This window comes from Paenibacillus baekrokdamisoli (assembly GCF_003945345.1).
Taxonomy (GTDB): Bacteria; Bacillota; Bacilli; order Paenibacillales; family Paenibacillaceae; genus Paenibacillus_Z; species Paenibacillus_Z baekrokdamisoli.
The window spans coordinates 6,815,001-6,837,241 of sequence record NZ_AP019308.1; the positions used below are offsets into that span (position 1 = coordinate 6,815,001).

Below are 22,241 nucleotides of genomic sequence, written 5' to 3' on the forward strand. Positions count from 1 at the left end.
CCTCTAGCCAGGTGAAGGTGCCCGTACCGCAAACCGACACAGGTAGGCGAGCAGAGTATGCTAAGGCGCTCGGAAGAACTCTCGTTAAGGAACTCGGCAAAATGACCTCGTAACTTCGGGAGAAGAGGTGCCTCGGTAGGGTGAATAGCCCGAGGGGGCCGCAGTGAAAAGGCCCAAGCGACTGTTTAGCAAAAACACAGGTCTGTGCGAAGCCGTAAGGCGAAGTATACGGGCTGACGCCTGCCCGGTGCTGGAAGGTTAAGGGGAGTGGTTAGCCGCAAGGCGAAGCTATGAACTGAAGCCCCAGTAAACGGCGGCCGTAACTATAACGGTCCTAAGGTAGCGAAATTCCTTGTCAGGTAAATTCTGACCCGCACGAATGGCGTAACGACTTGGGCGCTGTCTCAACGAGAGATCCGGTGAAATTTTAATACCTGTGAAGATGCAGGTTACCCGCGACAAGACGGAAAGACCCCATGGAGCTTTACTGCAGCTTGATATTGGACTTTGGTACGATCTGTACAGGATAGGTGGGAGCCTAAGAAACCGGAGCGCCAGCTTCGGTGGAGGCACCGTTGGGATACCACCCTGATCGTATCGGAGTTCTAACCTGGTACCGTAATCCGGTACAGGGACCGTGTCAGGTGGGCAGTTTGACTGGGGCGGTCGCCTCCTAAAGAGTAACGGAGGCGCCCAAAGGTTCCCTCAGAATGGTTGGAAATCATTCGTAGCGTGTAAAGGCATAAGGGAGCTTGACTGCGAGACCTACAAGTCGAGCAGGGACGAAAGTCGGGCTTAGTGATCCGGTGGTACCGCATGGAAGGGCCATCGCTCAACGGATAAAAGCTACCCTGGGGATAACAGGCTTATCTCCCCCAAGAGTCCACATCGACGGGGAGGTTTGGCACCTCGATGTCGGCTCATCGCATCCTGGGGCTGAAGTAGGTCCCAAGGGTTGGGCTGTTCGCCCATTAAAGCGGTACGCGAGCTGGGTTCAGAACGTCGTGAGACAGTTCGGTCCCTATCTGTCGTGGGCGCAGGAAATTTGAGAGGAGCTGTCCTTAGTACGAGAGGACCGGGATGGACGCACCGCTGGTGTACCAGTTGTTCCGCCAGGAGCATAGCTGGGTAGCTACGTGCGGACGGGATAAGCGCTGAAAGCATCTAAGCGTGAAGCCCCCCTCAAGATGAGATTTCCCAATTTAGTAAGACCCCTAGAAGACGACTAGGTTGATAGGTTCGAGGTGGAAGTGCAGCAATGCATGCAGCTGACGAATACTAATCGGTCGAGGGCTTATCCTACCGCTTCTCACCATTGGTGAGAGCAAGGCTTCGGGACTTACGTGTAACAGCTAACATAAGCTAAGACAACATTTCGCAAATGTTCGTATCCAGTTTTTAAGGTGTAATAACCTGATGTATATTGTTCCCTGATAGCTCAGTTGGTAGAGCACTCGACTGTTAATCGAGTTGTCACAGGTTCGAGTCCTGTTCGGGGAGCCATCTGGAGAGGTGTCCGAGTGGTCGAAGGAGCACGATTGGAAATCGTGTAGGTGTTAATCGCGCCTCGAGGGTTCGAATCCCTCTCTCTCCGCCAGTATAAGGCCCGTTGGTCAAGTGGTTAAGACACCTCCCTTTCACGGAGGTAACAGGGGTTCGAGTCCCCTACGGGTCACCAAATTCTTTTGAAAAAAAAGATAAAAAAAGACTTGCAATGAGTATGGTAAATGAGTTATAGTATTACTTGTCGCTCAACAATATGGAGGCTTAGCTCAGCTGGGAGAGCATCTGCCTTACAAGCAGAGGGTCGGCGGTTCGATCCCGTCAGCCTCCACCATAACAACTTTAGATTTACTTATAATGACGCGGGGTGGAGCAGCCCGGTAGCTCGTCGGGCTCATAACCCGAAGGCCGCAGGTTCAAATCCTGCCCCCGCAACCAATTAATTTTGGACATGATTCAATTGAACAATGTGGAGCTGTGGTGTAGTGGCCCAACATGCCTGCCTGTCACGCAGGAGACCGCGGGTTCGAATCCCGTCAGCTCCGCCATTTAACCAAATTGCTCAAACGGCTCGGTAGCTCAGTCGGTAGAGCAGAGGACTGAAAATCCTCGTGTCGGCGGTTCGATTCCGTCCCGAGCCACCATTTTTGCATCAATTGAATATGCCGGTGTAGCTCAGTTGGTAGAGCAACTGACTTGTAATCAGTAGGTCGGGGGTTCGACTCCTCTCGCCGGCACCATCATGGAGGATTAGTGAAGTGGCTAAACACGGCAGACTGTAAATCTGCTCTCATCGAGTTCGGTGGTTCGAATCCATCATCCTCCACCAGTTTTTTATTTAGGGGCATAGTTTAAGGGTAGAACAACGGTCTCCAAAACCGTTGGTGTGGGTTCAATTCCTGCTGCCCCTGCCAACTGAATACCTTTTTATGGCGGTCGTGGCGAAGGGGTTAACGCACCGGTTTGTGGATCCGGCATTCGCGGGTTCAAGTCCCGTCGATCGCCCCATAAAAACTAAAAAAAGTAGTTACATAATTGGGGATTAGCCAAGCGGTAAGGCAACGGACTTTGACTCCGTCAACCTAGGTTCGAATCCTAGATCCCCAGCCATTATGTGCGGAAGTGGCTCAGCGGTAGAGCATCGCCTTGCCAAGGCGAGGGTCGCGGGTTCGATTCCCGTCTTCCGCTCCATCTTTTTTTTCTCATTTTGGCGCCATAGCCAAGTGGTAAGGCAGAGCTCTGCAAAAGCTTTACCCCCAGTTCGAATCTGGGTGGCGCCTCCACAACCTTAAATAATCTGCGCCCTTAGCTCAGCTGGATAGAGCGTTTGACTACGAATCAAAAGGTCAGGAGTTCGAATCTCTTAGGGCGCGCCATTATAACATGCCGGCGTGGCGGAATGGCAGACGCGCGCGACTCAAAATCGTGAGGGAAACCGTGGAGGTTCGAGTCCTCTCGCCGGCACCACAATAAACTCTAATTTTCACAAATATAAACGTCGATTGTACACTATGTGCAGTCGGCGTTTTTGCGTTTTATACTATATTGCAAAAAAACTAACCGCGTACTACCTTGGGGGCGTTGGTAACTGTGCTTCGCAGACGATGATACTCATTCGTGCTATGGAAAGCGATATCCCACTGCTTTAAAAGATAGAGGTCAGTATCCGTTTCAGCCTCGACCTCACCTTTGTCCAGGTAGACGATCTCCCAGAAATCATGCTTCTCGCCAGGGTAAGATGCCGTTTTGATAGCTCGAAGTAATAATAAGACACAAGGCTGCTGACAACAATATATTCGATGGGTTTGTAAGGTTTGTATTCCATATGTCCCGCCCCATATCTCTGTTTATACTAATAAACGCGGCTCGATAATCAACCTTCTAATAAGCATAAAAAAAACGGCCTAAAATGCAAGCACGAATGCAAATTTTACGATATATAAGCTAAATCTTATATTTCGAAGTTGCTGTACTATTTAACTTATTAAGAATGATTTCACATGATGTGGATATGATATATTGGCTGTTCGGCAAGCCTCAGGGGGGCTCGGCTTTGAGCACTGAGCGTTTTGACATTGTGTCCGCGCATTACAGATATCCCGACGGGAAAATCATTAACGCGCAAGCGGACTTGTCCCTCCAGGGCGATGTAGGGTTCGAGATGAGCTACCGCGTGCATGCGGAGACTGCGACTTTAGTCTTTAAGGAAAACCGCTTGACTATATATCCGAAGGACGGTAGAGCTTGGGTGTACGAGCATTCAGGAGATCATGGATACTACCGGGAAATTAAATATTTTGCAAATAAGCTGTTAAGCAACGGGAATATTGAAATTTCCAAGCCTGAAGATTCGTTGATTACGCTGCAAATTGCGGAAGCGGAGAGAGAATCTGCACTCCAATCCGGGGCATTTGTTCTTTTATCAGCACATTAATCTGGTTATTTGTGAAGAAAGTGAGGTTAAGATTATGGAAATCGGAGTGATCCTTACGCTGAATTCGGGCGATCAGGGAAATTTGTTTTAGAATGTCAGCGATTACGGCTTTAAAGTATGCCAATTGTGCGGATGGGATATCGGGCAGTGCACCCCAGAAATAGCGGAACGCGTAGTCAGGGATGCGAAAGCCGCGAATGTGCGCGTGTGCGCGGTATGGGCGGGAGTCCCTAGACCGGCGGAATGGAACTTTACGGGAGGGCCGGTTACCCTTGGTCTTGTGCCAGAAGAGTATCGCGCGGAACGGATTGACGCGCTTAAGAAGTGGGCGGATTTTGCAGTATGGGTTCACGCTCCTGCCATTATTACACACTGCGGATTCATTCCTGAGAACTTGACTGATCCGGCTTATCCGGGTGTTGTTGAGGCAATTCGTGAAGTAGCGCTTTATTGCGAACAGCTGTGAATTGGGTTTTGGTTTGAAACCGGACAAGAGACCCCGATCGTACTGCTTCGCACGATTGAAAGGGTAGGAACCTCCAATCTCGGAATTAATTTGGATCCGGCGAATTTAATTCTGTACGGCAAAGGCAATCCTATTGATGCGCTGGATACGATCGGACAATATGTACGCAATGTACACGTGAAGGATGGTCTATACCCTACGGATGGCAACAGGGGGAGGAAGTTAGAGCTGGGGAAGGGAAAGTGAACTTCCCGGTATTCATTCGTAAGCTTAAGGCTTTGGGGTTTAATGGTGAATTTGTCATCGAGCGTGAAATATCGGGCGATGAGCAGAGGGATGATATCCTCAGGACGACAGCGGATTTGCGTGTGTGGCTGCAAGATTAAGAATCGGAGGGGATTTCCATGCATATTGATTTGTCTGGCCGAACAGTGCTAATTACCGGGGCCACGGGAGAGCTAGGCAGGGTTATGGCTAGGACGTTGGCGAATTGCGGGGCTAACTTGGTCATTCATTATCTCCAGAATGAAGCTAAAGCCAAGCAATTGAAAGAGGAGACGGAGAAGCTCGGCGTACAGGCCGTTATGGTCCAGGCGGATATAACAAATGAACAATCCGTTTTTCGGATGAAAGAACAGGCGGAACACGCCATGGAGAAAATCGACATCGTAGTGGCTAATGCGGTCATTCAGTATGAATGGACGACAATCTTGAATCAGTCGCCGCAAGATTACGAGAGTCAATTCCAGTCCTGCATCTTGCAAAATGTATATTTGGCCAAAGCATTTGTCCCGGGGATGATAGATCGGAAATACGGGAGAATCATTGGCATCAACACGGAATGCTCAATGCTGAACAACTCTAATCAATCCGCATATGTAGCGGGTAAACGAGGCATGGATGGTTTGTACCGCGTGTTGGCCAAGGAAGTTGGCGAACATCAGATCACCGTGAATCAAGTAGCACCTGGGTGGACCATCAGCGACCGGGATAGAAAGAACGGTACGGTGCAGCGTTCGGAATACGAGGCAGGAGTCCCTCTGAGGAGAAGGGGGGAGGACCAAGATATCGCTAACACGGTGGCGTTCTTGGCTTCGGACCTGGCTGGATTTATTACGGGCGCCTATATTCCTGTCTGTGGCGGAAATATAATGCCTGCGATCTAGAACGACATAGTGTATTTCTTTTGAAAAATTGACGGAGATTAACACATAGGAGCTGGTAGGGTATGAGAAATCCGAGGATATGACTGTCGCTGGCTTTACATGAGTCTGGATGCGCTCAAGCAGTTACTCTTGTCATTAACAATATATTTATTAAGCGGGATTCATTACGGGCGGGTGATGTGGACTATTGGGATTACAAAATCAGATAAATCCTCATAAGAACAAAGAAATATTTGTTCTTTATTCTCCGACATTTTCTTGAGTAAATCAGCAGCATCAATCAGCTCATGACTCCAATAGGTTCAGGAGCTTGGAGGAGCCCCCCTTGAATATGAACTCCAAGTTGCAACCGAGTCAAACACTCATCCAACTCCTCATGTGTTAACTGTTCAGAGCAGTGAGAAAAAATACATGAGTATTTGCCTTTATTGATTCCAGTCGGATGTATGGAATGGAATATCATGGAAACCATCTTTCTTTAGGGACAGATAGATTATTGCCGAAGAGCTGAATGAAACTCATCGCAGAACGCATTCCCTGTACACTAGCTCTGGGAATTCACTTCGAGCCGACTGTATACGGGCTGCAGGTCACTGTCTGACGGAACTATGGAAATGACTGCGGAACTGTGTGGGGCGAATAACCGCAAACTGGAGCGAGCTAGAGACTCGCTTAGCGGAAAATAGATTGCAGATAAGAGGATAATGAGAAAAGGTCAAAACGGAATTATGCGCCGCTGACGGTAAGTCAGTGGCTTTTTCTTTGCTTGAAAAGAAATATCTACTTACTATCGAAGCGTATGTAAAAGTCATTAAAAATACTAAGGACGCACTAACTAGTGCTCTATACCATAATCAGTGCTAGCCATCACGAAAAAAAAGTGAAGCGGACGGAATCGTTCTGAATAAGCAATAGCGTTCGCCTTTGTCTCCTTATTTCTACCTCTAAGGTATAGAATCAAGAAATAGGGAGACAACAGCGACCCTTAAGAATGATCCGGCAGCAAAGCGGCCTTCTATGCACCATGCTTCGCATTTATCAAGCACTTATTTTAGTATTGAACCGAAACTAGTAATAATCACTATCTTTTTTTGGGTAATTTATCCTATAATAAAGCAGGAACTTACAAAAAAGGGGGTTTTACGACAGTGGGTACATTTTTAGCTTTAATTGGTTTTCTAGCGATTATCGTATTCTTAGTCTTGTCGATCAATCCAAAGATGCTGAAATGGACGCGCAACTTCTCTCGTAAGAAAACACTTTTGTTCGCTCTCATGGGACTCGTTGTTTTGGGTGTAGGCGGTACAATCGGTGGATCGGATACCGCGACTACAGGAGCTGTAGTATCTGATGCTGACGCAAAAGTGAAGGCAGATACCAAAGCTAGGGAGAAGGCTGAGGCTAAAGCGAAGGCTAAGGCGGATGCTGACGCAAAAGTGAAGGCAGACATCAAAGCTAAAGCAGATGCGGATGCCAAGGCGAAAGCTGAGGAAGAAGCGAAGATAGCAAAGATAGGAGATACGCTTCAAGTAGGGGATGACCTTTTTAGAGTCAACAGCATACAAACAAAACAAACTATTGGTGACAAATTCATGTCCCAAACAGCTTCTGGCACATATCTGATCGTCGATGTTACGCTTAAGAATGGTGAAAAGAAAGCGATCACGACGAATAGCTCATTTTTCAAATTGGTTGTAGGTGACGTAGAGTATGAGGCTGACGCTGTAGCTGATTTTTATGTCAACGGCAAACATAGCATGTTTCTCCAAAAGATCAATCCAGGGATCACTTACACGGCTAAGGTAGCGTTCGATATCCCTACCGAAGTGTCTACAGCTAATAACCTAATGTTGAACGTTCAAACCGGCTATTGGGGTACTGAGCAAGGTCAAATCGCGCTTAAGAAGAAGTAGATGATAGATTCGCTCAGTGAGAATGAGCATAACTATAACTTTTTCATATCAACGAAAAGCAGATTGGACTACGCTAGCGCGACGCAAAAAGTGAATCGTCGAGGTTCGCGTCCTCTCGGCGGCACCCGAATAAAATCCTGAAGTCAGTTGACTTCAGGATTTTTTTGAATTGTATTTTTGTATTTTATCTTACATATATTAACTGTACAAAAATGTAAATTTATTGACTAAACGAACTTTATGTATGTATAGTTAGAGAACGATTTCTTGCTTATATATGAGAACGCTAACATTTTAGTTAGTGTTGATAGAAATCTGATGGTTAGCCTTATCTAAGAATGCAAGGATGAAGTCATTTATTTATGTGAGGTAGAGGAACTAGTTGTTAAGTAGGGGGAGCAGGGTCGTTGAGGATCATCCAATCTTTAAAGAACAAGCTCATTATTGGCTTTATCGCGATTATGCTTCCTCTTGTTGTTTTTATGATGATTAATAATCTTTATGCAAAGGAAGTTGTTAGGGAGAAGGTATCACAGACCTATCGAAATACGCTCGATATTTTTGTTAAGCAGACAGATAGTTACATGAAGGAAATAAATAGCTATCTTTACAAAATGGCTGTTCTGGATTCGGATGTCGGCATATTAACTTCTTATCCCTATGGCAGCGATACCTATGTTCTTACGAAAGTAAGAATTAACAATAAAATCAATCGAGATGTCGGATTTTATAGCATAATCGATACGATTTTTCTTTATCATGAGAATGATGAAATTATTGGGACCGTATCGGATTATGGAAAGATGCAGAAGGTTGTACAAGATAATGTGAAGGATGTAATAAAGGCTGGGGCTGTTAGCGGGGATGAATTATCAGGATGGATCCTTTGGTACGATGAGAGAGTCCAGGGTGGTTACTTCCTTGTCACTACTTTCCGAGTGACTGAAGGCTTTTATGTTGGAGCTATCATCAAGTTAAGTGACATTGTGGTGCCTCTTGGCTATCAATGGGCAGATGGCGATATTGGAGAAAGTTCGTTATATCGAAGTGCAGGTACGAAGCTTCTGCAGCCTCTGTCGACTAAGGAGCCTGCGATTGCGTTGACTGATTTTGATTTATCCAACGAGGCCTACCAAACTGTCAAAGATAAGGTCAGTGATGAAAGTTATTTGATCATGAGCCAAAACAGCACGATGGCCCCGATGACCTATGTGGTCACAATACCCGAGAAGACACTGCTTAAGAGCTTACTGTTCTTTCAGAAGGCGACTTACTTTGTGCCCCTCGGGTTCCTTATCTTGCTAATGGGTTATTTATTCTTCATGAGGGGGATTATGTTTAAGCCGCTAGCCGAGATTATAATCGGGATGAAGAAAATCTCGCTGGGTATGCTGGGGATTCGACTTCAGTCACAGGGAAGTGTTGAATTTAATTTTCTGGCGAATACATTTAATCAGATGGCCGGGCAGATTGAAACGTTGAAGATAGGCGTGTATGAGGAACAGCTGCGGGTTCAGAAGAGTGAGATGAAACAGCTGCAGGCACAGATCAATCCGCATTTTTATATGAACAGTTTAAATATCATTTATAATTTTGCGGCTCTTAAGGATACGGAATCGGTTAAGAAAATGTCGCTTCATCTAGCGGATTACTTCCGCTTCATCATGACGGCCAATCGAGATACGATCTCCCTCGGTGAGGAAATTAATCATATTCGTAATTATATCGATATTCAAAAATTACGTTTTCCAGACAAATTAGATGTGGAGATTGATATACCCGATGAGGCATTCTCCTTACTAATCCCTGCACTGACTATTCAGCCCGTCGTAGAAAATTCAATTTTGCATGGATTTAAAAATCGAAGACAGATTTTCCGGATATCCATTGAAGGTGTGCAAACAGAAGAGGGTACGTTGATCATAAAAGTGAGTGACAATGGGATTGGATTTGTGCAAGAGGTATTGGAGGATCTTCAGTCCAATAGACCGCTGTCTGAAGCACAGTCAAGTCGTTTAGGCATAGTGAACGTTATACATAGGCTTAAACTTCGCTATGGGGATAAGGCAGAGATTGAATTTGATAATCAGGCGAATGGAAGTGGTGCTATTGTTACATTTCGATTCTTCCACTGGTCAGAAATGGTAAATGTTAAGGCGGGTGCGGAAGGGGAGGAAGGAAAGCAGGATGTATAACATGCTCGTCGTTGACGATGAAGAGATTGCGATTCGTGGCATAATTGAAGGCATTGACTGGTCGGATTTGCCGATTGCAAGTTTCCATAAGGCATATGATGTTGAAGAAGCCAAGAGTATGTTCGTGGATCAAAGCATCCATATTCTAATTTCGGATATCGACATGCCTTTACAAACGGGTATTGATTTATTGGAATGGGTGAACCAACATTCAACGAAAACGATAACTATCTTTTTAACTGGCCATGCAGACTTTAAGTACGCCCAGCAGGCTGTTCAGTTAGAGAGCTTTGATTATCTGTTGAAACCAATTGATCATCAAATGCTGAAGGCTCGTGTTGTTGATGCAATAGAACGTTTGCGTCGACTTGAAGAGCAGGAAGCGTTCACTCAAACCTATACCTACTATTATGAGCAATGGAATAAGCAGCTGCCGATTCTTGTCGAACGATTCTGGCAGGATGTATTATCTCTTCGAATACCTTCTACTGTTGAGCAACTGGAGCCAGCTCTATCTCTTTATAATATCCCGCTTCAGGCAGAGGGGGCTATCCAAACGATACTGCTCAGTATTGAGCAGTGGAAGGAGGAGTGGACAGCACGAGATGAAGAAATAATGACGTATGCTGTCAAAAATGCTGCTGAAGAGCTGCTGCTTCATGATCATCCCGGACATGTGATTCAGGATAGTAATGGCGTACTCTACGCACTGCTGTACGAGTCAACACTTACTGATTTAGAGCTCAATAGACGATGTGAGGAATTCATTCGTAAATGCGAAATTTATTTATATGCAACGATTTCCTGTTATGTAGGCAAACCCAGTAGTGTGAGGAATATTCGTACCCAAACTCAATTGCTGATGGAGTTGGAGCGCAATAACGTAAGCGTCAGCGGTTCGGTGTGGTTCCAGTATGATTTTAAACAGACGGATGGATCTTCAACGATTATCCCTCAACTAGCAGACTGGAGTGCATTGCTGGAATTCGGGAAAAAGAATGAGCTTCTCCAGCGAGTAGAGGAATGCTTCGAGCGGATCAAGAGTGAGAAGGTAGATCACGCTTTTCTATTGTCGTTTTATTATGGCGTTGTGAATGTGGTTCTGAGTGCCCTTCAGAAGAAGTCCCTAGTTGTAGGAGAACTTCTGCCTTTTGTGGAGTGGAAGGAAGCAGAGCAAGCGGTTAAGTCACTCGCTAAGCTGCAAGGATGGACGATACAATTCATCACGCAGGCTGTCGTTTACATACAAGGAAATGGTAAGGATGTATCGCAGGTTGTGCATAAGGTCCAGCAGTATATAGAGGAGCATCTGGCAGAGGATTTTACGAGGGAGGATATAGCCGATCACGTTTATTTGAACTCTGCTTACCTATCCAGGCTATTCCGTAAGGAAACAGGAGGCTCCTTAACCGACTACATGGTGGATTTGCGGATTAATAAAGCGAAGCACCAGCTGACCAAGGCAAACCATAAGATTAGCGATATTGCTGTTGAAATAGGGTATACGAACTTTTCTCACTTTTCCAAGCTATTCAAAAGGGCTACAGGCCTAACCCCGCAGGAGTATCGTCGACAATATCAGGACATGAATTGAAGAGGTCATAATAGTGTTAAGGAAGTCACAGTGCCGATAGATAGTCGGTGCTGTTTTTTTTACAATAAAGACAAGAGAGAAATCGCAAAAAAGTGAAGCCAGCGGATTTGAACCAAGTAGGCTTCAGGACTTGTATGAGGAGGAACTAGTAAATGGCAGCTCAACCGACAGGCTTAACCGTCTCCGTCAAGCCAAAAATTCCGGATCGGCCCCGTATGAAGTTTATAACGAATGTTCGAAGATACTGGATATTTTATGTAATGATGCTCCCAGCAATTGTTCTGCTTGTTCTTAATAATTATATTCCTATGCTGGGCATTATCGTAGCTTTCAAGAACATTAACTATACCGACGGTGTACTTGGCAGCCCATGGGTAGGCTTTGATAATTTTAAATATCTATTCAAAACGTCGGATGCATGGATCATTACGCGCAACACAATTGCCTATAACGCCCTGTTTATCGTACTGAACCTCGCTATACCTGTTATGTTCGCCATCATGCTGAATGAGATAAAAAATCGGTTTATGGCAAAGTTTCATCAATCCATTATGTTTCTCCCTTACTTCTTATCCATGGTCGTTATCAGCTATCTCGTCTTCGCATTCTTGGATGAGTCACACGGGTTCATTAATACAACGATATTCCCATGGTTTCATCTGGATGCTATCCAGTTCTATATGGAGAAGAAGGTATGGCCCTATATTATCCCACTTGTCAGCACTTGGAAAAGCATGGGCTATTATACGGTCATCTATATGGCAGCTATTATCGGCATTGATGATGAATACTACGAAGCTGCTACCATTGACGGAGCGAGTAAATGGCAGCAGTTTAAAGGCATTACAATACCGATGATTGCACCTGTCATGATTACAATGACTTTACTGCAAATTGGGCGTATCTTCTTCGCAGATTTCGGCTTGTTCTACCAGGTGCCCCGCGAGTCAGGAATGATCTTCTCGGTAACGAACGTAATTGATACTTATGTATATCGAACGTTCCTTGCCGTCGGAGACATTGGTCTTTCTTCTGCAGCAGGACTTTATCAATCTCTGGTCGGCTTCATACTCGTTCTTCTTTCGAACTGGATTGTACGTCGAGTTAACAAGGATAATGCTCTCTTCTAGGTAAAACTGCTGGGCAAAAGTGATTTTCTACTGACGTAGCCGGTTTGAAACAGGAAGTGTAGAAAAGTTTCAGGAGGTTCAAGGATGGAAACGACGGAACATGTAAATACGGATGCGAATCCGCACAATAAATTATCGCCAATATTCGATTGGTCCATTAAATTGTTCTTTATTCTATATTCAGCAGCTTGTATTTTCCCAGTATTATTGGTCATTATCGTTTCTTTCTCTGATGAGAAGACGGTACTAAGAGAGGGTTACAAGATTATTCCTTCCTCTTTCAGTTTCGAAGCTTATCGATTCCTCTTCATGGATTGGGAACAGATTGCTCGATCCTATGGAATCTCCATTCTGGTTACAGTTGTCGGAACGGTTCTTGGGTTACTCATCATGGCATTGTATGCTTATCCGATTTCGAAGACCGATTTTCCACATCGTAAATTTTTCAGTTTTCTGATATTCTTCACGATGCTGTTCAATGGCGGTCTAGTCCCTTGGTATCTCGTATATGTGCAACTGCTGGACTTAAAGGACACGACTTGGTCATTAATTATGCCGCTGCTCGTAAGTGCATTCTTTGTACTGATTATGCGAACATTCTTCCAAACCACAATTCCTAATGCTGTGCTGGAATCAGCTAAAATAGATGGAGCGGGTGAGCTTAGAATATTCATGCAGATCGTAATGCCGCTTTCTCTGCCTGTACTTGCAACGATCGCATTATTCAACACACTCAACTATTGGAATGATTGGTTCCTCAGTCTAGTGTTCATCTCAGGCGATAAAAATATTACGATTCAATATTTAATGTATAAGACGATGCTCAGCATTCAGTATTTATCGCAAAAAGCAGGAGAGGTTCAGAGCGCTGGTGCTGTGCTGACATTCCCTAGTGAAACGGTACGGATGGCTATGGTCGTCATCGGTATTGGTCCAATCGTGTTCGCTTATCCTTTCTTTCAGAAATATTTTGTAAAAGGTCTTACTGTAGGTGCGGTTAAAGGTTAGTTACAGGTTGATCCATACAGGCTATAATCGGTAAAAGCCAACCGATTGAGCATAGATAAAATGACGAAATGGGAGGTCCACCAATGAAACGTATGAGAAAAAGCGCAACCCTAAAGCTTATCTTAATTCTTGCTATGTCTGCGGTAATGGCTGCTTGTGGAAGCAACAAATCAGTCAACGACAGTGGAACGAAAGAAACGAATACAGATACAAAAACGAATGCAGAGACCGGCAAAGGGACGAACGACACAACAAAGACAGATGATTCAGCTTCTAAGCTTAAGCCTTATGTAATTAAAATCACGTATCCAAGCGCTGATGGTTCACAAAAAGACGAAGCGGCAGTTGAAGCGGCACTTAATAAATATTTGACTGAGAAGATCAATGCAACGGTTGATCTGATGCCAATTGGTTGGGGTCCATGGAATGACAAGTCCAATCTGATGATTGCAGGCCGTGATAAAATTGATATTTTCTTCACGGCACAGTGGGATCGTTATACGCAGAACGTTGCAAAAGGTGCGTTCCTTCCTATTGATGATTTGTTGAAAACAGCAGGTAAACCAATAGTAGATTATCAGGATCCAGCCTTCCTTGCAGGGTCCAAAATCGACGGTAAAAATTATGGTGTACCAACAACGAAAGAGCTTGCCTCACAAGGAGGTATTCTTTATCGCAAAGATATCGCTGAAGAGCTAGGTCTGGATATGACTAAAGTTAAAACGATTTCTGATCTTATTCCTATTCTTGAAACGGTTAAAGCTAAGAAGCCTGATATGATTCCATTGTTCCTGCGTGATGGTGAAAACTTCGCTTCTCACTATTTCTCTAATTATGATCCACTAGGTGATATCACAGTTCCAGGCGTTATCCTTAAGAATGTGGATGACAAGGTCGTGAAGCCGATCTATGAGCTTGATATTTACAAACAAACACTTAAGGTAACACGTGATATGTATTTGAAAAAGCTGATTAATACGGATGCAGCAACTACGCAGGTTGGTTCCACGGATGCCATGAAGGCTGGAAATGTATTTGCTATTCCTTCGCCGCTAAAACCAGGTAAAGCGGAAGAAGTAGCTGGATCGGTAGGTCTTCCAGGTAAATTGGCACAAATTGAAATGAATGAAAAAACGGTATCGACTTCGGAAACAGCAGGCTCTATGCTTGCTATTTCATCGACTTCCGCAGATCCGGAGCGCGCCATGATGTTCATTGCTCTACTTCATACGGACCCGATTGTTAATAACCTGATGAACTTTGGTATTGAAGGTGTTAACTATACGAAGGTCAACGACCATGTGATCAAAGCAACAGATAAGACGAAAGACTTTGCTCCGGGAACGAACTGGATGTTCGGTAATCAATTCCTGAACTATCTGTGGGATACGGAACCGGCTGACAAATGGGAGCAGTTCAAGGCTTTCAACCAAGGTGCACATCTCTCCACAGGTCTTGGATTCGTATTCAACGGTGACCAGGTAAAAACGGAAGTTGGCGCTATTCAAAGCGTACTGCGTGAGTTCCGTAATCCGCTTGAAACCGGTTCAGTAGATCCTGATAAAGTAATTCCCCAGTATGCAGAGAAATTGAAGGCAGCTGGTCAGGATAAGATTATACAAGAGAAACAGAAGCAGCTGGATGAGTATTTGGCAAAAAAGGGTTAATCATTCGAATGAGTTTCGTATTATTGTTAGTGAAGAAGAACAAGGTCCTTCCGTTATTTACGGGTGGGACCTTGTTTGTTGTATGTAGACCATTCATTGAAGGCGATAAAGCACGTGCTGCAGTGGTATTTCTGAGGGGAAATCCCGCTATTTACCTATATTATCACCACGTTCAGTCTATGGAAGGGTCTCTTCCCCGACTGAGGTCTAGGATCAAAAACCGTCGCGAGTCCGTTTTGAAATACTTCAGAAACACCTACAATAAGTACATAAGGAAGCGATGAACAACTTCAGTCGCAAGCAAATCAATCAAACTAATACAAACTATGGAATAGAAAGGCGGTGACACAAATAATGAATGGAAAATCTGCACTTGGCGCTTTATTAGTTGTCGTTGGTGGTTTGATGGTGATGAACTTTCTAGGTATTCACCTTGGTTGGCTTATTGGATTAGTAATGCCTTTCATCTTCATCGGTCTTGGGGCGATCGGCCTTAAGAACAACTCTAAAGTTATCGGCGGAATTCTGGTGGCAGTCGGCGCAATTATGCTGCTTGGTAAACTAGCTGGAATCATTGCTCTTCTGCTAGCAATCGGCCTAATCCTCTGGGGCGTATCGATGTTTAAAGGTCAAAGACGTGTATAATTATACTTAGCCGCCTATAAGTTGAAAAAGGTAACAGATTGTATGAAGGAGGTTTATCGATGAGTATCATCAAGCGAGTACGCGACATTACAGTTGCGACGCTGAATGAACGGTTGGAGAAAGCAGAAGATCCTGTTAAGCTGATTGATCAGTTCCTATGGTCAACTAGGGAGGAAATCATCCAAGCCGAGCGTTTGTATCAGCAATATGTGACACACGGTAATCATCTAAAAATGCAATGGCTCCAAGCGGAGCAATTGAAGGATAAGCGAGAACAGCAAGCATTAACGGCTCTAAAGGCTGGAGAAGAACAGGTCGCTCGTATTGCGCTTCATGATAAAGCTGCAAGTGAGGAGCGCTCAACACAATATCGAGAGCTTTACGAGCAAACACAGCAAAATGTACAGGATTTGGAAGAACAGCTGCGAGAGCTTCGCAGTGAATATCAAGCGGTATATGACAAACGCGAATACTACGCTGCACGGATGGAATCCCTTCGATTGCAGCAGCGCATGAATGCACGGTATGCTGGAGGAGGTGCTGCAGGCCCACAATCCGGTCAGCAGCCTGACGGTATGTTCCGTAGGTTGGAGGATCGCATCAGCGATATGGAGCTTGAGGCCCGCAGCTTACGTGATCTTCGTAAAGCCGGTCAATCCTTCATACTTGGTGCAGGAGAAGCTGTACAATCTGTCATTGAACGTGAAATGGAACAATTAAAACGCAAATTGCAGCAGGAAGGATGGAAATCATCATGAAGAAACTGTATCGGTCACGCCGCGACAGAAAGCTATTTGGTTTATGCGGCGGACTAGCCGAGATGCTTAATGTCGATGCGACGCTGCTTCGGATTCTTCTGATCGTTCTAACCGTATTCTCAAGCGGGGCATTAATCTTGGTCTATATCCTTGCAGGCCTGGTGGTTCCTAAGGAATCTAATCCTTTCGGTGGATACGGTCCTGGTCCAGGTGGTTATAATCCAAATGGCTTTGGTCCTGGTGGTTATAGCGGAAATGGTAACTGGAGCAATAGTAATCCATATGGTTCTCATTCCAACCCTAGCCAAGGTTTCGGTGGTCCTTACACAAACCCGCCTGGCCCTGGAGCAACTGCTGGTCCAACTAACTGGCAGCAGCAGCCAGCGCCGCCGGCGTCGAATATTGATGCTATGATGGATGACTTGGAGAAAAAAGCATTACGTAAAGAAGTTGAAGAGCTTCGTGCCAAACTAGCTAAACATGAGAAGGGAGATTTATAAAAATGAGTATATTCAAACGGATGAAAGATATGACGAAAGCGTCTCTGCATGAGCTGTTAGATAAAATGGAAGATCCGGTGGTAATGCTAAATCAATATCTGCGTGACATGGAGGCCGAAATCCATCAAGCCGAGCTGACGGTAGCTAAGCAAATGGCTAGTGAGCGCCGCATGAAGCAGCGTTTGGATGAATCTGTACGCGGAGGAGTCGACCGTGAGGCTAAGGCTGAATCAGCTATCCGCGCTGGTCAGGATGAGCATGCACGTAAGCTTCTTGAAGAGAAGATATTCTTCGATCAAAAGACTGCGGAGTATACGGATCTGTATGCGGGTGCTAAATCACAAGCAGAAGAGCTGTTACAGCAGCTTCACGGTATGAAGGATGAGTTTTACCAGCTCCGTAACAAGCGTAATGAGCTTGCTGCTCGTGCTCAAATGGCCAAAGCGAAAAAGCAAATGGCTCAAGCAACCGTAGTTAATTCTATTGAGAGCGGCCATGCCTCACGCGGCTTTAGCCGGATGGAAGAGAAAATTATGCAGCTTGAAGCAGAAGCGGAAGTAGCGCGCGTTCCTTATGGCAGCAGCTATAATGGTTCATCTTCAGTAGGTACGGTTGATCCGTCCAAGCAACTGAAAGTAGAAGAGCAGCTTCAGGCACTAAAAAACAAATTGAACCCTCCTTCTCCTTCTTTAACAAAAGAGCAGGAATAATGTTCTTCAATGAAGAAAGTATAAAGTAACGACGGAATTACGTATGGTTAAGCCAATACGGTCGATGCCTAGATAGTAGGTATCGGCCGCTGGCTTGTTTTTATGAGAGATAGAGAGGAGATACATACAATGGCTGACAAATCGTCTCCATCCTCGGATGAGGCGACCGTCAATCGGTCGAATCATTCAGAGACGGAGGGGGCGGAGCGTGTAGCTGCTTCGGCATATCGAATAGAACGCGGAGGTCCTCCGGGTAATCCTGAGAAAAGAGGTAATGCAGCGGAGACTGTGCTGTGGCTGCTTGTTATCCTTGGGCTTATCGTTCTTGTTATGCAAGGAACGGGCTATGTGAAGTTATTTGCCCTACAGAGTAAATCAGCTGCCATTGTATTATCTGTCATTGCTGTTGCTCTTGTGTCAGCGGCAGCATATAGCTATTTACAGGGTTTGAAGCTTCGTGCCGCAATAAAGCGATTGACCGATCAACAACGACGCAAGAGACAGCGAGTTACGCTGCCAGCTATCGATGGGGAGACGGAGGCAGCTCCGGTTAGCTTCACGGAAGAGGATGAGGCATGGACGGAGAAGGTTCGATTCTCAGCTGTTATCGAAGAGCGTCAGCGGCTTGCGCGTGAGCTTCACGATGCCGTTAGCCAACAGCTCTTTGCTATATCAATGACGGCTACAGCGGTTAGTCGAACACTTGAGAAGGATTGGGAGCGGGCTAAACGTCAGGTTCAACTTATTGAAGAGATGGCTTCTGTAGCCCAATCGGAAATGCGTGCGTTATTACTTCACCTGCGTCCTGTACATCTGGATGGCAAGAATCTAGGTCAGGCGCTGAATAGTCTGATTGAGGAGCTCAAGCAAAAGGTACCGATGGATATTTCTCTTCAGGTTGATCCTACCATTAAGCTTAATCCGGCTGCCGAAGATCATTTGTTCCGTATTGCGCAGGAGGCATTATCCAATACACTTCGTCACTCAAAAGCAGATCGATTGAAAATTCATTTGCAGCAAGCGGATAAATACGTAAGGCTAACCTTTCAAGATAATGGGGTCGGCTTTGATTTGGAATCGAAAAGACAAACTTCCTATGGCCTGCTTACGATGGAAGAGCGAGTGAATGAACTAGGCGGCACCATGCAGCTTATTACTTCACAGGGTCAAGGTGTTATTATAGATCTATGGATACCTGCAACGGTTTAAGAAGGAGGGGATCGCGCGAGATGGGAGCGATTGAAACAAAGGAATCGGTCGATCAGTTTATTAAGGTTTTACTCGTGGATGATCACGAGATGGTTCGAATTGGTTTGGCGGCGGTATTAAATACGGAGGATGGCATCGAAGTAGTTGGGGAAGCGAGTAACGGAATGGAAGGGATTCGTCTTGCCCAGGCATACAAACCGGATGTTGTTCTGATGGATTTGGTTATGGATGGCATGGATGGTATCGAGACTACTCGTAAATTACTGGAGCTGTACCCGGAATGCAAGGTTATCGTGCTGACCAGTTACTTAGATGATAATAAAATGTATCCAGTTATTGAAGCGGGTGCGTTTAGCTATTTGTTGAAAACATCACGTGCAACTGAAATAGCTGATGCAATCCGTGCAGCAGCACGGGGACAATCGGTACTGGAATCGCAGGTGGCGGCGAAGATGATGAATCGCTTCAGGCAGCCAAAGGCCGAGACAGTTAAACCGCTTCATGATCAGTTAACAGAGCGGGAAATGGACGTGCTCAAATGCGTAGCAAAGGGACAGTCCAACCAAGAGGTAGCGGAAGAGCTGTTTATTGGTATCAAGACCGTTAAATTTCATGTTACGAATATATTCGCAAAGCTTGGTGTAGATGATCGTACACAAGCAGCCATCTATGCCCATAAGCATGGAATAGCAGAATGAGCTGGCAACTAGCTCATCGTGATCCCTATTAGAAGCCGTCCTCGGTGTAAGCTGAGGCGGCTTATTGTCGTTTTATGAGCATGGAGCGTGAGGCTTGGGAAAAGAAGGATTCAAAAGAAATGAGAAGAAAGAAAAGCATAAATTTCGTTCGTGCTGCTAATTGCAAAGCATGGAAGTGGATAGGAATCTCCTGCCTTATTTGCTGTGTGCCAGGCTGCCCATGCTTGAGGCCATACAATTACCGCGATTGGGTTACTAACTACCTCTAGCAGCGTGAAGTCTTCTTCTGAGCGAATAAGGATTAGCTTAGGATAGGATTCCTGCTTGAAGCCTTCCACTAATACGATATGAACCTCGTTCATTTGCTTGAGCAGTGCAGGTAATGACTCGGAAAAGCTCCGAAGGATTGTACTTTGATTGGCTGAAGTGATGGCAGTCACATCTGCTCCAGCTTCTTGATGCTTCCAGCTATCTGTACCAGGGTAATCCATTTGATAGTGATGGGCATCATGCTTTGCGGTTCCGACGGAATAGCCATCCTGCTTCAATCGGCGTATGAGGTCGATTATCAGCGTCGTTTTGCCACTGTTCTTGTAGCCAACAAGCTGCAGAACGATCGGATGTGGGAGAGGGAAAGAGGATTCCAAAGGATAGCTGGCTCCTTTCATATGTTGATGAGCGAATTGATGGCAAGCACTGATTATGATTTAACCCGTTTAAATGTATCATATTTCGACATGGAAAAAGACAATCTTATCGCTGGAGCGGTTATACGACTTTTGTTACAATAGAAAAGATTGCGTAAATGGCTAACATACTTGGAACTTTTTAAATAAACAGGAGAATTGTCTTGGCGGATAATCGCGGGAGGAGAGCGGAAATTGCAGCAGCTACATAGAGCTTCTCGCTTCAATCGAAGAGCAATTAAGGTGGAGCAGGCGACCAAGCTTGTCTTGGAGTCAGTTGCACCCGGACAGCAGGAAATGGTGCCTCTCTGGAAGGCAGGGGGACGGCGGTTAGCGGAGTCGCTGTGTGCAACCAGCGATTGGCCGCCCTTTGCTCGCTCAGGGATGGACGGATATGCCGTCCGGAGCGAGGATACGTTGCAGGCTTCACCAGATTCTCCGGTGAAGCTGCGGGTGTTGAACCCGGTCACCGCCGGCGGGATCGCGGCTGGGGGCGTAGAGCTGGGCAGCGCCATCCGGATTATGACCGGAGGCGTTGTGCCGTGCGGGGCGGATGCTGTGGTCATGCTGGAGCAGACCACAGACGTCCTTCTGGACGGGCTGGCAGCTGTGCAGGTGAAACAAGCCGCGCTGCCTGGCCAGCACATTGCGCAGCCAGGCGAGGAGTTTCGCCTGGGCAGCCTGCTGGCACAGTCTGGGACGTTAATTCGTCCCGGACATGCTGCTCTTCTCGGTACATTCGGCTATGCCCGTGTACCGGTCTTTACAAAGCCGCGCATAGCGGTTATCGCGACGGGCAGCGAGCTGATTCCCGTTACAGCGCAGCTCGGAGCGGGTTTAATCCGCGATAGCAACAGCGGAATGGTTGCCGCTATGATAGAGCAGAGTGGCGGTATTCCTCTTCAACTAGGATGCAAGGTTGATCAGGTGGAAGCCATTGTTGCGGCGCTTGTAGAGGCGCTTGATCAAGCCGATATTGTGATCACCACGGGTGGAGTATCCGTGGGAGACCATGACGTGATGGCTGCAGTCATGCGCAGCATTCGTAATCACGACCATGATCAAAGTGAGATCGAGGCATCGGCAAAGCCAAAGACTGTAGGAGATCATTCAACAGTATCTCTTCCATCAGAGAATCTTCATTCATCAGTGAAGGAAATGGCTGATCCGTTTCAGAGTAATTATGAGCACTCAACTAAGGTTTTACAGGCTTCTTTAGATCCGAGCACCCGTCTGCTATTCGATAAGGTTGCTATGAGGCCTGGCAGTCCGACTTCTGCTGCACTCGTCAATGGCAAGCTGCTAGTTGCCTTGTCCGGTAATCCGGGAGCCTGTTTCGTTGGTTTAGAGCTGTTTGTAAGGCCTGTTCTTCTTCGCCTGCAGGGCGTAAGTATGGAGGAAGCGATGCCTAGGACAGTCACGGCCATACTCGACGCGGATTGGGATAAAGGGAGTCCTCATGAGCGGTTTGTACGAACTCGGCTCTACACGGCTGATAGCATCTTGCATGCTGACCCGCTTGCCTTTAACAAATCAAGCATGCTTGCCTCCATACCGGATGCGGATGGATTGATTCGAATACCTGCTGGACCGCGGGGAGCAGCTAAAGGAGAGATTGTAGAAGTACTTCTCCTTTGAATGAAATTCCTCAGTGTGCTAGTGCTCGTTAGATGCGATGTAGCAAAGCGAAGTTCTCTACCTTGGTTAACCAAGCGGCTGCAGCCTCCGCATCCTCCGCAGCATCCTTTGAGATTTCTCCCGCAAAATCGAAGATAGGCGGGTTAACTTTTTTATGTATAACGGGGCTTCTTCCTCATAAAAGAATCTTCTCTGATCTTCCATAAAAGGATACTATATGTAGAGCATGATGGGTTGAATAGAGAGTAATAGTTTGCGGCTAACACCTGCAATTCAAACTTCTGTACTGCAAAAGCCCGTACCTGGCATGGATGGCTTCGC

19 protein-coding genes, 16 tRNA genes and 1 rRNA gene (1 of these 36 only partly in view) are annotated in these 22,241 nt (G+C 45.9%); 35 read left to right on the forward strand and 1 reads right to left on the reverse strand.

Annotated features, from left to right (window positions below; genetic code table 11):
• The 34 genes from EKN16_RS30020 to EKN16_RS30180 all read left to right on the forward strand — a co-directional run.
• Window positions 1-1,302: ribosomal RNA gene (locus tag EKN16_RS30020) — 23S ribosomal RNA — on the forward strand (it extends 1,629 nt beyond the left edge of the window).
• A 125-nt stretch (window positions 1,303-1,427) separates the two neighbouring features.
• Window positions 1,428-1,503 (forward strand) — tRNA-Asn (locus EKN16_RS30025).
• Window positions 1,504-1,506: 3 nt separating this feature from the next.
• Window positions 1,507-1,597, forward strand: a tRNA-Ser gene (locus tag EKN16_RS30030).
• A 6-nt stretch (window positions 1,598-1,603) separates the two neighbouring features.
• Window positions 1,604-1,678: transfer RNA gene (locus tag EKN16_RS30035), tRNA-Glu, on the forward strand.
• A gap of 83 nt (window positions 1,679-1,761) precedes the next feature.
• Window positions 1,762-1,837 (forward strand) — tRNA-Val (locus EKN16_RS30040).
• 27 nt (window positions 1,838-1,864) lie between these two features.
• Window positions 1,865-1,941 (forward strand) — tRNA-Met (locus EKN16_RS30045).
• Between the two features lie 33 nt (window positions 1,942-1,974).
• A tRNA-Asp gene (locus EKN16_RS30050) sits at window positions 1,975-2,051 on the forward strand.
• A gap of 20 nt (window positions 2,052-2,071) precedes the next feature.
• A tRNA-Phe gene (locus EKN16_RS30055) sits at window positions 2,072-2,147 on the forward strand.
• A 20-nt stretch (window positions 2,148-2,167) separates the two neighbouring features.
• Window positions 2,168-2,243: transfer RNA gene (locus EKN16_RS30060), tRNA-Thr, on the forward strand.
• A gap of 4 nt (window positions 2,244-2,247) precedes the next feature.
• Window positions 2,248-2,332, forward strand: a tRNA-Tyr gene (locus EKN16_RS30065).
• An 11-nt stretch (window positions 2,333-2,343) separates the two neighbouring features.
• A tRNA-Trp gene (locus EKN16_RS30070) sits at window positions 2,344-2,417 on the forward strand.
• Window positions 2,418-2,435: 18 nt separating this feature from the next.
• Window positions 2,436-2,511 (forward strand) — tRNA-His (locus EKN16_RS30075).
• Between the two features lie 28 nt (window positions 2,512-2,539).
• A tRNA-Gln gene (locus tag EKN16_RS30080) sits at window positions 2,540-2,613 on the forward strand.
• A gap of 6 nt (window positions 2,614-2,619) precedes the next feature.
• Window positions 2,620-2,694 (forward strand) — tRNA-Gly (locus tag EKN16_RS30085).
• A gap of 18 nt (window positions 2,695-2,712) precedes the next feature.
• Window positions 2,713-2,786, forward strand: a tRNA-Cys gene (locus EKN16_RS30090).
• A gap of 16 nt (window positions 2,787-2,802) precedes the next feature.
• Window positions 2,803-2,879, forward strand: a tRNA-Arg gene (locus EKN16_RS30095).
• Window positions 2,880-2,888: 9 nt separating this feature from the next.
• A tRNA-Leu gene (locus tag EKN16_RS30100) sits at window positions 2,889-2,970 on the forward strand.
• 523 nt (window positions 2,971-3,493) lie between these two features.
• Window positions 3,494-3,937, forward strand: coding sequence for a Gfo/Idh/MocA family oxidoreductase (locus EKN16_RS30105; RefSeq protein ID WP_331852358.1), 444 nt, complete (start codon window positions 3,494-3,496; stop codon window positions 3,935-3,937).
• Window positions 3,938-4,061: 124 nt separating this feature from the next.
• Window positions 4,062-4,403, forward strand: coding sequence for an apurinic/apyrimidinic endonuclease family protein (locus EKN16_RS30110; protein WP_125665080.1), 342 nt, complete (start codon window positions 4,062-4,064; stop codon window positions 4,401-4,403).
• A gap of 42 nt (window positions 4,404-4,445) precedes the next feature.
• A complete protein-coding gene (locus tag EKN16_RS33320) occupies window positions 4,446-4,649 on the forward strand; it encodes a TIM barrel protein (protein ID WP_221226844.1) in 204 nt (67 codons plus the stop codon).
• Entirely contained in the window at window positions 4,646-4,789 is a 144-nt protein-coding gene (locus EKN16_RS32565) for a hypothetical protein (protein ID WP_164523053.1), read from the forward strand. The genes EKN16_RS33320 and EKN16_RS32565 overlap by 4 nt, the downstream gene beginning before the upstream one ends.
• Before the next feature lie 18 nt (window positions 4,790-4,807).
• Window positions 4,808-5,569, forward strand: a complete 762-nt coding sequence (locus tag EKN16_RS30120; protein WP_125665084.1) for an SDR family NAD(P)-dependent oxidoreductase — start codon at window positions 4,808-4,810, stop codon at window positions 5,567-5,569.
• A gap of 1,148 nt (window positions 5,570-6,717) precedes the next feature.
• Window positions 6,718-7,482 (forward strand): DUF4352 domain-containing protein, encoded by a 765-nt coding sequence (locus EKN16_RS30125; RefSeq protein WP_125665086.1) that lies wholly within the window; start codon window positions 6,718-6,720, stop codon window positions 7,480-7,482.
• Between the two features lie 407 nt (window positions 7,483-7,889).
• Window positions 7,890-9,677 carry a sensor histidine kinase gene (locus EKN16_RS30130; protein WP_125665088.1) on the forward strand — a complete coding sequence of 596 codons (1,788 nt, stop codon included), beginning with the start codon at window positions 7,890-7,892 and terminating at the stop codon, window positions 9,675-9,677.
• Window positions 9,670-11,271 carry a helix-turn-helix domain-containing protein gene (locus tag EKN16_RS30135; protein WP_125665090.1) on the forward strand — a complete coding sequence of 534 codons (1,602 nt, stop codon included), beginning with the start codon at window positions 9,670-9,672 and terminating at the stop codon, window positions 11,269-11,271. The genes EKN16_RS30130 and EKN16_RS30135 overlap by 8 nt, the downstream gene beginning before the upstream one ends.
• 152 nt (window positions 11,272-11,423) lie before the next feature.
• Window positions 11,424-12,401: an ABC transporter permease gene (locus EKN16_RS30140; protein WP_232016092.1), complete on the forward strand. Its 978-nt coding sequence runs from the start codon at window positions 11,424-11,426 to the stop codon at window positions 12,399-12,401.
• Between the two features lie 84 nt (window positions 12,402-12,485).
• Window positions 12,486-13,409 carry a carbohydrate ABC transporter permease gene (locus EKN16_RS30145; RefSeq protein ID WP_125665092.1) on the forward strand — a complete coding sequence of 308 codons (924 nt, stop codon included), beginning with the start codon at window positions 12,486-12,488 and terminating at the stop codon, window positions 13,407-13,409.
• Window positions 13,410-13,492: 83 nt separating this feature from the next.
• Complete coding sequence (locus EKN16_RS30150; RefSeq protein WP_125665094.1) at window positions 13,493-15,076, forward strand: ABC transporter substrate-binding protein; 1,584 nt, start codon at window positions 13,493-13,495, stop codon at window positions 15,074-15,076.
• 354 nt (window positions 15,077-15,430) lie between these two features.
• Window positions 15,431-15,721, forward strand: a complete 291-nt coding sequence (locus EKN16_RS30155; RefSeq protein WP_125665096.1) for a LiaF transmembrane domain-containing protein — start codon at window positions 15,431-15,433, stop codon at window positions 15,719-15,721.
• Between the two features lie 59 nt (window positions 15,722-15,780).
• Entirely contained in the window at window positions 15,781-16,479 is a 699-nt protein-coding gene (locus EKN16_RS30160; protein ID WP_125665098.1) for a PspA/IM30 family protein, read from the forward strand.
• A complete protein-coding gene (locus EKN16_RS30165) occupies window positions 16,476-16,979 on the forward strand; it encodes a PspC domain-containing protein (protein ID WP_125665100.1) in 504 nt (167 codons plus the stop codon). Before EKN16_RS30160 ends, EKN16_RS30165 begins: the two co-directional genes overlap by 4 nt.
• A 2-nt stretch (window positions 16,980-16,981) precedes the next feature.
• The gene (locus EKN16_RS30170; protein WP_125665102.1) at window positions 16,982-17,689 is read left to right on the forward strand and encodes a PspA/IM30 family protein; all 708 of its coding nucleotides are present in this window, start codon (window positions 16,982-16,984) and stop codon (window positions 17,687-17,689) included.
• Between the two features lie 129 nt (window positions 17,690-17,818).
• Window positions 17,819-18,898 carry a sensor histidine kinase gene (locus EKN16_RS30175; RefSeq protein WP_232016093.1) on the forward strand — a complete coding sequence of 360 codons (1,080 nt, stop codon included), beginning with the start codon at window positions 17,819-17,821 and terminating at the stop codon, window positions 18,896-18,898.
• Between the two features lie 20 nt (window positions 18,899-18,918).
• On the forward strand, window positions 18,919-19,596 hold the full coding sequence (locus tag EKN16_RS30180) for a response regulator transcription factor (RefSeq protein ID WP_179955574.1): 678 nt from the start codon (window positions 18,919-18,921) through the stop codon (window positions 19,594-19,596).
• A 110-nt stretch (window positions 19,597-19,706) separates the two neighbouring features.
• Here EKN16_RS30180 and mobB read toward each other — a convergent pair whose 3' ends face one another.
• Window positions 19,707-20,243 carry a molybdopterin-guanine dinucleotide biosynthesis protein B gene (mobB, locus tag EKN16_RS30185; RefSeq protein ID WP_164523054.1) on the reverse strand — a complete coding sequence of 179 codons (537 nt, stop codon included), beginning with the start codon at window positions 20,241-20,243 and terminating at the stop codon, window positions 19,707-19,709.
• Between the two features lie 234 nt (window positions 20,244-20,477).
• Here mobB and EKN16_RS30190 point away from each other — a divergent pair, with 234 nt between their 5' ends.
• Window positions 20,478-21,920: a molybdopterin molybdotransferase MoeA gene (locus EKN16_RS30190; RefSeq protein WP_164523055.1), complete on the forward strand. Its 1,443-nt coding sequence runs from the start codon at window positions 20,478-20,480 to the stop codon at window positions 21,918-21,920.
• The last annotated feature ends 321 nt before the right edge of the window (window positions 21,921-22,241 follow it).